This window comes from Streptomyces flavotricini (genome assembly GCF_020639365.1).
GTDB lineage: Bacteria > Actinomycetota > Actinomycetes > Streptomycetales > Streptomycetaceae > Streptomyces > Streptomyces flavotricini.
In genome coordinates, this window is record NZ_JAINUL010000001.1 from 3,908,790 (window position 1) to 3,921,575 (window position 12,786).

Consider the following 12,786-nt stretch of genomic DNA (forward strand, 5'->3'; position numbering starts at 1 on the left):
TTCCTGTATGCGCCATCCCTCTCCCCACTCAGTGGCGGGACGGGTGCGGTGCGGGGACCTACGGCGTAGTAAGTCGTTATGGGCGGCGGACGCCCAACCACACAAGCCTAAGGCATGCGCGGCCGGGCACCCACCGTCCAGATGCTTACCGAGAGTGCCTGGTACTCCCCAAGTCCTTGCGGACGAGGGTGATTTACCAGGAGCTCTTGGTCACGCCCGGCAGCTCGCCACGGTGAGCCATCTCACGAAGGCAGACGCGGCACAGGCCGAACTTGCGGTACACGGAGTGGGGACGACCGCAGCGCTGGCAGCGGGTGTACGCACGCACACCGAACTTGGGCTTGCGGGCAGCCTTCGCGATGAGAGCCTTCTTCGCCATCTCGCTTACGCCTCCTTGAAGGGGAAGCCGAGGTGACGAAGGAGCGCGCGGCCCTCAGCGTCGTTGGTCGCCGTGGTGACCACGGTGATGTCCATACCCCGGGTACGGTCGATCTTGTCCTGGTCGATCTCGTGGAACATGACCTGCTCCGTGAGACCGAAGGTGTAGTTGCCACGGCCGTCGAACTGCTTCGGCGACAGACCACGGAAGTCACGGATACGCGGCAGCGCGAGCGACAGCGTACGGTCCAGGAACTCCCACATGCGGTCACCACGGAGGGTGACGTGGCAGCCGATCGGCTGACCCTCACGCAGCTTGAACTGCGCGATGGACTTGCGGGCCTTCGTGACGGCCGGCTTCTGACCGGTGATCGTCGTCAGGTCGCGGATGGCGCCGTCGATCAGCTTGGAGTCGCGGGCGGCGTCGCCCACACCCATGTTGACCACGATCTTCACGAGGCCGGGGATCTGCATGACGTTCTCGTACGAGAACTCCTCACGCAGCTTGCCCGCGATGTCCTCGCGGTACTTCGTCTTGAGACGCGGAGTGGTAGCCATCAGATGTCCTCACCCGTCCGCTTGGCAACGCGGATCTTGTTGCCCTCGTCGTCGAAGCGGAAACCGACGCGGGTAACGACCTTCTGGCCGTCCTTCTCCACAACCAGCTGAACGTTGCTGACGTGGATCGGCGCCTCGGTGATCACGATGCCACCGGCCTGCGAACCACCAGCGGTCTGACCGGCCTTGGTGTGCTTCTTGACCCGGTTGACACCCTCGACGAGGACGCGGTTCTCGCTGGGCATGGCCGCGATGACCTTGCCCTGCTTGCCCTTGTCCTTACCGGTGATGACCTGGACCAGGTCGCCCTTCTTGATCTTCATGCTTACAGCACCTCCGGCGCGAGCGAGATGATCTTCATGAACTTCTTCTCGCGCAGCTCACGGCCCACGGGGCCGAAGATACGGGTGCCACGAGGGTCGCCGTCGTTCTTGAGAATGACAGCGGCGTTCTCGTCGAAGCGGATGTACGAGCCGTCCTGGCGGCGGCGCTCCTTGACGGTGCGAACGATGACCGCCTTGACGACGTCACCCTTCTTCACGTTGCCACCGGGGATCGCGTCCTTGACGGTGGCGACGATGACGTCACCGATGCCCGCGTAGCGGCGACCGGAGCCACCGAGAACACGGATGCAAAGGATCTCCTTGGCACCAGTGTTGTCGGCGACACGCAGTCGCGACTCCTGCTGGATCACGTCTATCTCCTGTTTGTCTGCCGGTTCCCGGCGGGGGCTTCACTCCGAGGAGCGAGGCCCCCACCGAGCCTGGCGGAACTGACCTGAGGGAAACCCCTCAGGTGATTACTTGGCCTTCTCGAGGATCTCGACGATGCGCCAGCGCTTGCTCGCCGACAGCGGACGCGTCTCCATGATGAGGACGCGGTCGCCGACGCCGGCAGCGTTCTGCTCGTCGTGAGCCTTGAGCTTGTTCGTACGGCGGATGACCTTGCCGTACAGCGCGTGCTTGACGCGGTCCTCGACGGCGACGACGACGGTCTTGTCCATCTTGTCGCTGACGACGAGACCCTCACGGGTCTTGCGGAAGCCGCGCTCGTTCGTCTCAGTCACGTTCTTCTCGCTCATCAGGCGCTCTCCACCGTCTCGATACCGAGCTCACGCTCGTGCATCAGGGTGTAGATGCGAGCGATGTCCTTACGGACGGACTTGAGCCGGCCGTTGTTCTCCAGCTGACCCGTGGCCGCCTGGAAGCGGAGCTTGAACAGCTCCTCCTTGGCCTCGCGCAGCTTGCCAACGAGCTCCTCGTTGCCGAGCTCACGCAGCTCGGACGCCTTGGTTCCCGTCGCCATCACGACTCACCTGCCTCGCGCCGAACAATCCGGCACTTCATCGGAAGCTTGTGAGCAGCGCGGGTGAGCGCCTCACGAGCAATCTTCTCGTTCGGGTAGGACAGCTCGAACATGACCCGGCCCGGGTGCACGTTCGCGATCCACCACTCGGGAGAACCCTTACCGGAACCCATGCGGGTTTCGGCCGGCTTCTTCGTCAGCGGGCGGTCCGGGTAGATGTTGATCCAGACCTTGCCGCCACGCTTGATGTGGCGGGTCATCGCGATACGAGCCGCCTCGATCTGGCGGTTCGTCACGTAGGCGGGGGTGAGCGCCTGGATGCCGTACTCGCCGAACGAGACCTCAGTACCGCCCTTGGCCATACCGCGGCGCTTCGGGTGGTGCTGCTTGCGGTGCTTGACCCTACGAGGGATCAGCATGTCGGTCAGGCCTCCGTTCCGGTGCTCTCAGCCGGAGCGGCGGCGGGAGCGTCGGCCTTGGGGGCCTCGGCACCAGCAGCCTGCTGCGGCTTGCGGCCACCACGGCCGCCGCGCTCGCCACCACGGCCACCACGGCCGGCGGGACGGTCGCCAGCGCCGGCACCACGGGCCGGGCGGTTACCCGCACGGGCCGCAGCGTTCTCGGCGCGAACCTCGGCGATGTTCTTGACGTCGCCCTTGTAGATCCAGACCTTCACACCGATACGGCCGAAGGTGGTCTTGGCCTCGAAGAAGCCGTAGTCCACGTTCGCGCGCAGCGTGTGCAGCGGCACACGACCCTCGCGGTAGAACTCGGAGCGGGACATCTCGGCGCCGCCGAGACGGCCGCCGCACTGGATCTTGATGCCCTTGGCGCCGGCCTTCATCGTGCCCTGCATGCTCTTGCGCATGGCACGACGGAAGGAGACGCGGGAGGAGAGCTGCTCGGCAACGGCCTGGGCAACCAGCTGAGCGTCGAGCTCGGGGTTCTTGACCTCGAGGATGTTCAGCTGGACCTGCTTGCCCGTGAGCTTCTCGAGGTCACCGCGGATGCGGTCGGCCTCGGCGCCACGGCGGCCGATGACGATGCCCGGACGAGCGGTGTGGATGTCCACACGCACGCGGTCACGGGTGCGCTCGATCTCAACCTTCGAGATGCCGGCGCGCTCCATGCCGGACGTCATCATCCGACGGATGGCGACGTCTTCCTTGACGTAGTCCTTGTACAGCTTGTCGGCGTACCAACGCGACTTGAAGTCGGTGGTGATGCCGAGCCGGAACCCGTGCGGGTTTACCTTCTGGCCCATTACCGGGAACCTTCCTTGCTGCTGACGACCACGGTGATGTGGCTGGTCCGCTTGCGGATCCGGTAGGCACGGCCCTGGGCACGCGGACGGAACCGCTTCAGGGTCGGGCCCTCGTCCACGTACGCCTCGCTGATGACCAGCGTGGAGGCGTCCGGGTGGTTGTAGTTGTGTGCGGCGTTGGCAATGGCGCTGTCCAGCACCTTGCCGACCGGCACGCTCGCGGCCTGCGGGGCGAAACGCAGGACCGCCTGAGCCTCCGTGGCATCCATGCCACGGATAAGGTCCACCACGCGGCGGGCCTTCATGGGCGTGACGCGGATGTACCGCGCCTGGGCCCTGGCTTCCATGGTTGTCCCTTCGGTGTAAGTCATAGTCGTTACCACCCCGCCTTTAGCGGCGCTTCGACTTCCGGTCGTCCTTGACGTGGCCGCGGAAGGTGCGAGTCGGCGAGAACTCGCCGAGCTTGTGGCCGACCATCGACTCGGTGACGAACACCGGGACGTGGGTCTTGCCGTTGTGCACCGCGATGGTGTGACCCAGCATGGCCGGGATGATCATCGAGCGACGGGACCAGGTCTTGATGACGTTCTTGGTACCAGCTTCGTTCTGAGCGTCCACCTTCTTAACGAGGTGTCCGTCGACGAAGGGTCCCTTCTTGAGACTGCGCGGCATCTAAACCCGCTCCTAGCGCTTCTTGTTCGTCTTGCGGCGGCGGACGATGTACTTGCTCGAAGCCTTCTTCGGCGAGCGAGTACGACCCTCCTTCTGACCCCACGGGGAGACCGGGTGGCGACCACCGCTGGTCTTGCCCTCACCACCACCGTGCGGGTGGTCAACCGGGTTCATCGCGACACCGCGGACGGAGGGGCGAACGCCCTTCCAGCGCATGCGGCCGGCCTTGCCCCAGTTGATGTTCGACTGCTCGGCGTTGCCGACCTCGCCGACCGTCGCGCGGCAGCGCGCGTCGACCAGGCGGATCTCACCGGACGGCATACGAAGGTGGGCCATCGTGCCCTCCTTCGCCAGCAGCTGCACGGAGGCACCCGCGGAACGGGCGAACTTGGCGCCACCACCGGGACGGAGCTCGATCGCGTGGATCGTGGTACCGACCGGGATGTTGCGGAGGGCCAGGTTGTTGCCGGGCTTGATGTCGGCCGTGGGGCCGTTCTCAATCCGGTCGCCCTGGGACAGACCGCGGGGAGCGATGATGTAGCGCTTCTCGCCGTCCGCGTAGTGCAGGAGCGCGATGCGCGCCGTGCGGTTGGGGTCGTACTCGATGTGCGCGACCTTGGCCGGCACGCCGTCCTTGTCGTGACGACGGAAGTCGATCACGCGGTAGGCGCGCTTGTGTCCGCCACCCTGGTGGCGAACGGTGATCCGACCGGTGTTGTTACGGCCGCCCTTGCTGTGCAGCGGGCGAACCAGCGACTTCTCCGGCGTGGACCGCGTGATCTCGACAAAGTCGGCGACGCTGGAGCCACGACGGCCCGGGGTCGTCGGCTTGTACTTGCGGATACCCATTTCTCAGTCCTCGTCCGATTCCGGACGACTAGACCTCCGTTAGGAGGCCTGGCCGCCGAAGATGTCGATTCGGTCGCCCTCAGCGAGGGTCACGATGGCGCGCTTGGTGTCAGCGCGCTTGCCGAAACCGGTCTTGGTGCGCTTGCGCTTACCCTGACGGTTGATCGTGTTGACCCCGGTGACCTTGACCCCGAAGACCGCCTCGACGGCCTGCTTGATCTGGGTCTTGTTGGAGCCGGGCGCGACGATGAACGTGTACTTGTTCTCGTCCAGCAGCGCGTAGCTCTTCTCCGAGACAACCGGCTTGATCAGCAGGTCGCGCGGGTCAGTGAAGGTCTTGCTGGTAACGGTCGCCTCGGACATCAGGCGTCGCTCCCTTCGGTCTCATCGGCCTTGGGGCCAGACACGAAGGACTCGAGCGCGGCCTGGGTGAAGACCACGTCGTCAGAGACGATCACGTCGTACGTGTTCAGCTGGCCCGGCTCCAGGATGTGAACCTGGGGCAGGTTGCGGGCGGACAGCCACGCGGCCTCGTCGGCGCGCTCGACGACCAGGAGCAGGTTCTTGCGCTCCGAGATCTTGCCGAACAGCGTCTTGGCGGCCTTCGTGGAGGCGGCACCCTCGACCACGCCGGTGACGACGTGGATGCGGGAGTGACGCGCACGGTCCGAGAGGGCACCACGGAGGGCGGCGACCTTCATCTTCTTGGGGGTCCGCTGCGAGTAGTCACGCGGCTGCGGGCCGTGGACGACGCCACCGCCGGCGAACTGCGGAGCGCGGGTCGAACCCTGACGGGCGCGGCCGGTGCCCTTCTGGCGGTACGGCTTGCGGCCACCACCACGGACTTCGCCACGGGTCTTCGTCTTGTGCGTGCCCTGACGGGCAGCGGCCAGCTGTGCGACGACGACCTGGTGGATCAGCGGAACGCTGGTCTTCGCGTCGAAGATCTCCGCGGGGAGCTCGACGGTACCGGCCTTGTCGCCTGCCGGCGAAAGGATGTCAATGGTGCTCATTAACCTCAAGCCCCCTTGGCCGCGGTACGGACCAGGACGAGGCCGCCGTTCGGACCGGGGACTGCGCCCTTGATGAGGAGCAGACCCTTCTCCGCGTCTACCGCGTGGATGGTCAGGTTCTGGGTGGTGACGCGCTCGTTGCCCATACGACCAGCCATGCGCATGCCCTTGAAGACACGCCCAGGGGTGGCGCAGCCACCGATCGAACCGGGGGAGCGGTGCTTGCGCTGCACACCGTGACCGGCGCCGAGGCCCCGGAAGTTGTGCCGCTTCATGACACCGGCGAAGCCCTTGCCCTTGCTGTTGCCCGTGACGTCAACCTTGACGCCGGACTCGAACACCTGGGCGGTGATCTCCTGGCCGAGCGTGTACTCGCTGGCGTCGGAGGTGCGGAGCTCCACCAGGTGGCGGCGCGGGGTCACGTCGGCCTTGGCGAAGTGGCCCTTGAGGGGCTTGTTCACCTTGCGCGGGTCGATCTCGCCGAAGGCGATCTGGACCGACTCGTAGCCGTCGATGTCGTTCGTACGGACCTGGGTAACGACGCAGGGCCCGGCCTTGACGACGGTCACCGGGACGACACGGTTGTTCTCGTCCCAGACCTGGGTCATGCCGAGCTTCTCGCCCAGGACGCCCTTGATCTGCTTTGCCATCTTCTCGACGCCTCTCAGAGCTTGATCTCGATGTCAACGCCGGCCGGAAGGTCCAGGCGCATCAGCGAGTCAACGGTCTTGGGCGTCGGGTCGAGGATGTCGATCAGGCGCTTGTGCGTGCGCATCTCGAAGTGCTCGCGCGAGTCCTTGTACTTGTGCGGCGACTTGATGACGCAGTACACGTTCTTCTCAGTGGGCAGCGGCACCGGGCCTGCGACCGACGCACCAGTGCGGGTCACCGTCTCGACGATCTTCTTCGCCGAGGAGTCGATGACCTCGTGGTCGTAGGCCTTGAGCCGGATGCGGATCTTCTGTCCCGCCATGGCTACTCCGTAGTCCTGTCTGTTGTGGAAACGCTCTGGCTCTCGGCCGGCTGTGGATCTCTCCACCGCTTCTCTCCGACCCACGCGGTCGGGCGTGTCGCACTCCCTCTACAGAAAATTCCCATACGGAAATTCCCTCGTCCAAGGGGGTGCGGCCCGAGGCCGCGGTTCGGGGGAGAAACACCCACCGAGCGCCTGGCGAACACCGTGCTGACGCTTCCCAGAAGATTCCCGTACGTCCGCCCCATTGCTGCCCCGAAAGGCAGATAAAGGCGACGAGTACTGTGGGACTCGCTTCCGGTCCTCCCGGCGGGAGGCGCGCAGCATCGGCACTCAGCCGAGCAACTTGAGTAGTCTGCCATACAAGACACGTACTGCGCCAATCGGGCCGAAGAGAATACCCCTCCCAGGTGAGTGGTCAAACTGCGCCACGCAGTGGGACGGCCCGGGCCCCGCTTGGGGTGCGTCCGGACCGTCCCACCGGCCTCAGGTACGCGAAAGACTCCCGCAGCCGCCCGGCACGCCGGAGTCGACGGTCTTGCTCCGGTCGTACGGGTCCACGGGCGTGCCGGAGGGCGTGGGACCGGTCGGTGCGTCGTCGGAGAAGACGGGGTGCAGGTATCCGTCGTAGACGTCGCAGGCGCTGTTCGCGAGGTCGACGTCGTACTTCTCCAGCCAGATCTTGCCGACGGTGGCCTGCCACTTGCGCGGGTCGGCGATCGAGAAGGTGATCTCGCGCCGCACGATCGTGCGCTCCACCTCCGCGGCGCCCGCCTTCGCCTTCACGAACGGGTAGACGAAGGTGTAGTCGGCCTGCACGTTGGCCTGGCCGCCCTCCTTGCCGGGCTCCACCCACATCCGGCCGCGGACCTTGACCACGTCGCCCGCGGGCTTCAGCTCGGCCGGCTTGACCCGGGTGAACAGGTGCAGCGGGTCGTTCTCCTTCGTCGGAGCCGTCAGCGAGTCCTCCACGCGGCTCAGCTCGTCCTTCAGCTTCGGGTCCAGCAGCTCCAGCGCCGCCGCGGGCCGCTCCCCGCGCAGGGTCGCCGGGTCCAGGTTGGCCGAGACCAGGAACTGCTTGGCCTTCTCCAGCGCGTCGGCGACCTGCTCCTTGCTCATCCCGCCGACGGCCTGGGCCTCCGGGACCTCGATACCGGCCGCCCCGTCGGCCCACTGGAGGGCCGGGGAGCCCCTGAAGGGCTCCTTCAGCGTCGGCCGGTCCGGGTCGACGGCCGAGGGCGGTGCGCTGGGCCGGGCGGTCTCGGCGGGCAGCGGCTCACGGGCCTTGTCGTTCCGCTCGGCCTTCCCGGTGACCTTGTCGATGACCAGCTCCGGGCGTACGGCGATCAGCGCGAGGGCCGCGATGAAGACCACCGCCGCCGCGGCCTTGATCCGCCGCTTGCCCCTCCCCCGCCCCTGCATCTCCTGCCAGGCCGGTCCGGTGCGCCAGCCCTGCGGCTCGGCGGAGCCGGCGCGCAGCCGCGCGGTGACCATGCGGGCGCGGGCGGAGGGCTCCTGCGGGGCCTGGCCGGAGCCCGTCTCGGCCTGCTCCATGAACCGGGCCCACTCCTCGTCGGAGATCGCCGGTCCGTCGCTGTCGTTGTCGTTCTTGCGCATGTCCCACCCCTGGAATGTCCGGGGCCCCCGGGACCAGGTCCTGGGGGCCCCGCTGAAACGTTGCTGCTGCTTGCCGAAGCAGCCCGTGCCCGGGTCGGCGGGCCGCCCCCGCCGTCACTTCTTCCGGGCGTCCTGCCCGGTCCGGTCGGCGTCCTTGCGGGCCTGCCGCTCGGCCTCGGCGTCCCGCTCGATGTCCGCCCGCGAGCGCACGCGCTTGGGCGCCTCCATCCCGCAGACGGCGGGCCAGTCGTCGGCCACGATGCCGGCACACCAGATGAAGTCCTGGATGGGTCCGGGCTTCCAGTCGTTCTTCTCGATGTCCCAGCAGTTCTCGCGCGGCGAGAAGCGCGGGCAGCTGCCGTCCCGCTGCTTGATGACGTGCGCGCGGTACGCGTCGATGCCCATCGAGTCGACGTCGGACGAGGGCATGTAGCGGTTGACCGACCAGGACGCTCCCATGGTCGCGAACAGCGCGACCACGCACACCATCCCGGCGGCCAGCTGGCGGACCACCCGCGGCGGAACGACCCGGGCGGGCCCGGCCGGGGGAACGGAATCGGAACCGGCCCCGACGGCCCGCGGGCGCAGCGTGCGCTCGATCCACCCCGATCCCCGGTTGACCACGGCCATCATGCCGAGCACGGCCAGGATCATCAGGCAGTACATGATGATCCACGTGGTGCGCGGGTAGAGCTGGATGGCCTTGTCCTGGGCCATGTGCCCGGCGAACCAGAAGCGGGCGAGCCAGGCGCCGGCCAGGACCGCCGCGGCCGTGCGCACCATGATGTTGCGCATCCCCAGGCCGAGGCCGAGGCCCACCCCGAACAGCAGCAGCAGGGCGAACCCGCTCTGGCCCGCCATCTCGCCGGCCACCGGCCAGGTCTGGTACGTCAGGGTCCCGGAGCGGTCCGAGGTCCAGCCGAGGACGTACCCGGGGTCCGCGTACACGGCGAGGAAGGCGTAGCGGTCGGGGTTCTCCGAGCCCAGCCGGGCCATCTGGTAGAGCAGCGGAGCGCCGACCACGCCGGCCGTGAGCAGCGTGACCCCTATGTAGATGCCCGCCTTCTTGGCCGTGGCCGCGCCCTGGCGCCACGGGAAGAGGAACAGCGCGGCCACGAGCGCGCCCGGCGCGGCCCAGATGTACCAGCCGGAGTACCAGAGGAACAGCGCGCCGAAGGTCACGCCGAGGACGAGTGCGCGCACCACCAGGTGCCGGGTGCCGCGCCGACCGGCGAGGCGCATCTCGCGCAGCCAGTATCCGAGCAGCGGCAGCAGCACGATCATCACGATGTGGCTGTACGGGCGGATCGGGTCGAGGAAGAGCACCGCGGCCGGGACCGCGATCAGCAGGGCCCAGAAGGGCCGCAGCAGTATCCGCCAAGCCAGGTAGGCCATCGGGCCGGCCACGGCGGTGAAGAAGATCTGCAGGTCGTGCAGGGCGAAGCCGGTCTCGCCGCGGCCGTTGTAGCGGATCTTCGCCCAGAGGGCCATCAGGGCCGGGAAGGCGGGCGGGTAGATGCCCGACATCCCCTCGTGGTGCAGGAACGAGTTGGCCATGTCGATCAGGACGCCCGGGTCGCCCTCCTGGCCGCCGAGCGGGTGCGGGGTGCCGTGCAGGGCGACGACGACCCCGCCGGCGATCACGCCGGTGGCCAGGCCCGCCAGGGCGGCGCAGACCAGGCGCTTGACCAGCTGGTGGCGCCGGGCCGGGCCCCGGTGGGCGGTGTACAGGAGCAGCCCGAGCAGCGGCAGCCCGATGACCGCGGCGTACATCTGGAGCGTGGCGAGGCCGCTGACCTGGCCGAGGCGCACGATCGGGTTCACGTCGATGCGCCGGCTCAGCACCATGTAGCCGAGGGCGGCCGTGATGCTGACGACGCCCTCGGCGACGGCCAGCACGCGGCGCCGGGAGGTCCAGGGGCGGCGGGCCGTCGAAGAGGAGGAGACCGGTCCGGCGTCCGGGGTCCCGGTACCGGTCCGGCTGTGCGCCGTGCCGGATGTTCCGACGACCTCGGGGGCCAGGTGTGTCATCTCAGTCCAATTCGGTCGCGGGTGTCACCGCGGGGCGGGGCCCGTCGGCCGCTGTCTGTCGTGCTCCGGGGTCAGTCTCCGCGCTGACCTGCGGTGAATGCGTGCTTGGCGAGCGTACGGAGGCCTTCGCGGTGGCCGCGGAGCAGCGCGCCCGGGAGCATCGTGATGGCGTGGAAGCGGGAGGCGCTGTGGAAGCGCGCGGCGCGCGCGGCCCTGGGCCAGCCCCGGGCGTCCATCCGGTCGGCCACCGCCGAGAAGTACCGCTCGGCCTCGGTGAAGCGGGTGCCGGAGAAGGCCTGCACCGAGGATTCGCTGACCGCGTGGCGGCGGTACTTGAACACCGTCGTGGACTCGTCGATCAGCATCTGCTCGCCGAGTTCGAGGAGGTCGACCACCAGGGCCAGGTCCTGGATCACGGAGTACTCGTCGCGGAAGTTGACCCCGCGCAGGGCCTCGCCGCGCCAGCAGATGGACGGGAAGTACAGCCAGTTCCCGCGCAGCACGCTGGTGGCCAGCTCCTCACCGCCCATCAGGCGCCGGCCCTTGACCTGCGGGGCGTACAGCCGCCGCTTGGTCTGGTCGGCCAGCCCGTACGCGACCTGGCCGGTGCCGTCGATCACCTCGACGCCGGGCTGGACCATGCCGATGCCCGGGTTGTCGGCGATGAGAGCGCGGACGGTCTCCAGGTAGTGCGGGTGCAGCAGGTCGTCGCAGCCCATGATGACGACGTAGTCGGCCTCGGAGAGCCGTACGCACTTCTGGAAGTTCTTGGTGATGCCGAGGTTCTGCTCGTTGCGGGTGTAGTGCACCCGCTCGTCGCCGAGGGCCTCGAACCAGCCCGGGACGTCCGGCTCCTTGCCGTCGTCGATGACGACGAGGCGGAAGTCCCGGTCCGTCTGGGCCAGGACGCTGCGGACGGCGTCCTGCATCAGCTGCACGTCCCCGTAGTAGGGGAGCATGAAGTCGAAGGTCACCACAGGACGTCAGGCCTTCACGGAGTCGGAGTCGGCGGGCTCGGGCTTCGCCTCGGCTACGACGGCCTCGGCGACGACGGTCTCCGCCACCACGGGGGCGACGGCCGCACCCAGGCGGGCGTCGTTGTGGCGGGCGCCCTCGGACAGGGCCACGGTCCGGGCCAGGTCGGTGATCTTCTTCTCCAACGAGCGGAAGCGGAGGAAGGTGTTGAGGGTCAGGAAGCCCATCGCGAGCACCATGACGTACAGCACGAGGTCGGTGCCGCGGCCGACGCCGAGCTGGTGCGCCACCCACGTGACGTCCGTCGGGCGGAGCACGGCGTACACGTTGACGATGACGAACAGGGAGAACGCGATGCGCTTCCAGGCGCGGTTCTTCGCCTGGCCCCACGTCCGTATGAACATGAGGGCCATCGACACCGAGCCCGCGATGAGCAGCAGCTGGATCCAGAAGTACTTCATCAGCGGCTTCGCTCCCGCATCGTGATGTCAAAGATGATGTTGACGCCGTTGATCAGGGACTGACCCTTGGCGCGCGAGTACTCGGTGTAGAGGATGTCCACCGGGACCTCGGTGACGCGCAGGCCGGACCCGGCCAGGAAACCGACGATCTCCGAGGCGTGCGCCATGCCGTTCATGGTGATGTTCAGCTGCTCGGCGGCCTTGCGGCTGAGCACGCGCAGGCCGTTGTGCGAGTCGGTGAGCTTGAGCTTGCGGGCGGTCGGGCTGACCGTCGCCGCCGTACGCAGCACCACGCGCTTGATCCACGGCACTTGGCCGTTCTGCTCGATGAAGCGCGAGCCGAGGACCACGTCGGCCTCGTCGTCGCGCAGCACCCGGACCATCTTCTCGACGTCGTGCGTCTGGTGCTGGCCGTCCGCGTCGAACGTCGCGAAGTAGCGGGCACCGGGCTGCGCGAGGGCGTACTTGAGGCCGGTCTGGAGGGCGGCGCCCTGGCCGAGGTTGACGGGGTGGCGCACGAGGTGGGCGCCGGTCGTCGCGATGTGCTCGGCCGAGTTGTCGGAGCTGCCGTCGTCCACGACGACTATGTTCGGGAAGGTCTCACGCGCTCCCTCGACCACATCGGCGATCACCTGGCCCTCGTTGTAGGCCGGGATGACCAGCCAGACGTCGTCGTATTGGGACACGGTA

20 protein-coding genes are annotated in these 12,786 nt (G+C 67.8%); all 20 read right to left on the minus strand.

Annotated features, from left to right (window positions below; all coding sequences use genetic code 11):
• Positions 1 to 193: 193 nt before the first annotated feature.
• The 20 genes from K7B10_RS17515 to K7B10_RS17610 all read right to left on the minus strand — a co-directional run bounded on the left by K7B10_RS17515 (position 194) and on the right by K7B10_RS17610 (position 12,782).
• On the minus strand, positions 194 to 379 hold the full coding sequence (locus tag K7B10_RS17515; RefSeq protein WP_003956452.1) for a type Z 30S ribosomal protein S14: 186 nt from the start codon (positions 377 to 379) through the stop codon (positions 194 to 196).
• Positions 380 to 384: 5 nt separating this feature from the next.
• Positions 385 to 936, minus strand: a complete 552-nt coding sequence (rplE, locus tag K7B10_RS17520; protein ID WP_030154702.1) for a 50S ribosomal protein L5 — start codon at positions 934 to 936, stop codon at positions 385 to 387.
• Entirely contained in the window at positions 936 to 1,259 is a 324-nt protein-coding gene (gene rplX / locus K7B10_RS17525) for a 50S ribosomal protein L24 (protein ID WP_030154701.1), read from the minus strand. The genes rplE and rplX overlap by 1 nt, the downstream gene beginning before the upstream one ends.
• A gap of 2 nt (positions 1,260 to 1,261) precedes the next feature.
• Positions 1,262 to 1,630 carry a 50S ribosomal protein L14 gene (rplN, locus tag K7B10_RS17530; protein WP_003956455.1) on the minus strand — a complete coding sequence of 123 codons (369 nt, stop codon included), beginning with the start codon at positions 1,628 to 1,630 and terminating at the stop codon, positions 1,262 to 1,264.
• Between the two features lie 105 nt (positions 1,631 to 1,735).
• Complete coding sequence (gene rpsQ / locus K7B10_RS17535; protein ID WP_030026328.1) at positions 1,736 to 2,017, minus strand: 30S ribosomal protein S17; 282 nt, start codon at positions 2,015 to 2,017, stop codon at positions 1,736 to 1,738.
• Complete coding sequence (gene rpmC / locus K7B10_RS17540) at positions 2,017 to 2,241, minus strand: 50S ribosomal protein L29 (protein ID WP_008739703.1); 225 nt, start codon at positions 2,239 to 2,241, stop codon at positions 2,017 to 2,019. Before rpmC ends, rpsQ begins: the two co-directional genes overlap by 1 nt.
• Complete coding sequence (gene rplP, locus K7B10_RS17545) at positions 2,241 to 2,660, minus strand: 50S ribosomal protein L16 (protein WP_030026326.1); 420 nt, start codon at positions 2,658 to 2,660, stop codon at positions 2,241 to 2,243. Before rplP ends, rpmC begins: the two co-directional genes overlap by 1 nt.
• 5 nt (positions 2,661 to 2,665) lie before the next feature.
• Positions 2,666 to 3,505, minus strand: coding sequence for a 30S ribosomal protein S3 (gene rpsC, locus K7B10_RS17550; protein ID WP_007265905.1), 840 nt, complete (start codon positions 3,503 to 3,505; stop codon positions 2,666 to 2,668).
• On the minus strand, positions 3,505 to 3,852 hold the full coding sequence (gene rplV / locus K7B10_RS17555) for a 50S ribosomal protein L22 (RefSeq protein WP_007265904.1): 348 nt from the start codon (positions 3,850 to 3,852) through the stop codon (positions 3,505 to 3,507). Before rplV ends, rpsC begins: the two co-directional genes overlap by 1 nt.
• A 43-nt stretch (positions 3,853 to 3,895) precedes the next feature.
• Positions 3,896 to 4,177, minus strand: coding sequence for a 30S ribosomal protein S19 (gene rpsS, locus K7B10_RS17560; protein WP_030154697.1), 282 nt, complete (start codon positions 4,175 to 4,177; stop codon positions 3,896 to 3,898).
• Positions 4,178 to 4,189: 12 nt separating this feature from the next.
• The gene (gene rplB, locus K7B10_RS17565; RefSeq protein WP_030298213.1) at positions 4,190 to 5,026 is read right to left on the minus strand and encodes a 50S ribosomal protein L2; all 837 of its coding nucleotides are present in this window, start codon (positions 5,024 to 5,026) and stop codon (positions 4,190 to 4,192) included.
• Between the two features lie 39 nt (positions 5,027 to 5,065).
• Entirely contained in the window at positions 5,066 to 5,389 is a 324-nt protein-coding gene (rplW, locus tag K7B10_RS17570) for a 50S ribosomal protein L23 (protein ID WP_030154694.1), read from the minus strand.
• Positions 5,389 to 6,039, minus strand: a complete 651-nt coding sequence (gene rplD, locus K7B10_RS17575) for a 50S ribosomal protein L4 (RefSeq protein WP_031152736.1) — start codon at positions 6,037 to 6,039, stop codon at positions 5,389 to 5,391. Before rplD ends, rplW begins: the two co-directional genes overlap by 1 nt.
• A 5-nt stretch (positions 6,040 to 6,044) precedes the next feature.
• Positions 6,045 to 6,689, minus strand: a complete 645-nt coding sequence (gene rplC / locus K7B10_RS17580) for a 50S ribosomal protein L3 (protein WP_008739720.1) — start codon at positions 6,687 to 6,689, stop codon at positions 6,045 to 6,047.
• 14 nt (positions 6,690 to 6,703) lie between these two features.
• The gene (rpsJ, locus tag K7B10_RS17585; RefSeq protein ID WP_003948644.1) at positions 6,704 to 7,012 is read right to left on the minus strand and encodes a 30S ribosomal protein S10; all 309 of its coding nucleotides are present in this window, start codon (positions 7,010 to 7,012) and stop codon (positions 6,704 to 6,706) included.
• A gap of 486 nt (positions 7,013 to 7,498) precedes the next feature.
• Positions 7,499 to 8,629, minus strand: coding sequence for a hypothetical protein (locus K7B10_RS17590; RefSeq protein WP_229336986.1), 1,131 nt, complete (start codon positions 8,627 to 8,629; stop codon positions 7,499 to 7,501).
• 114 nt (positions 8,630 to 8,743) lie between these two features.
• Complete coding sequence (locus K7B10_RS17595) at positions 8,744 to 10,660, minus strand: hypothetical protein (RefSeq protein ID WP_229336988.1); 1,917 nt, start codon at positions 10,658 to 10,660, stop codon at positions 8,744 to 8,746.
• A 71-nt stretch (positions 10,661 to 10,731) separates the two neighbouring features.
• Positions 10,732 to 11,634 (minus strand): glycosyltransferase family 2 protein, encoded by a 903-nt coding sequence (locus K7B10_RS17600; protein ID WP_229336990.1) that lies wholly within the window; start codon positions 11,632 to 11,634, stop codon positions 10,732 to 10,734.
• Positions 11,635 to 11,643: 9 nt separating this feature from the next.
• On the minus strand, positions 11,644 to 12,096 hold the full coding sequence (locus tag K7B10_RS17605) for a DUF2304 domain-containing protein (RefSeq protein WP_229336993.1): 453 nt from the start codon (positions 12,094 to 12,096) through the stop codon (positions 11,644 to 11,646).
• The gene (locus K7B10_RS17610) at positions 12,096 to 12,782 is read right to left on the minus strand and encodes a glycosyltransferase family 2 protein (RefSeq protein ID WP_229336994.1); all 687 of its coding nucleotides are present in this window, start codon (positions 12,780 to 12,782) and stop codon (positions 12,096 to 12,098) included. The genes K7B10_RS17605 and K7B10_RS17610 overlap by 1 nt, the downstream gene beginning before the upstream one ends.
• Positions 12,783 to 12,786 lie beyond the last annotated feature (4 nt).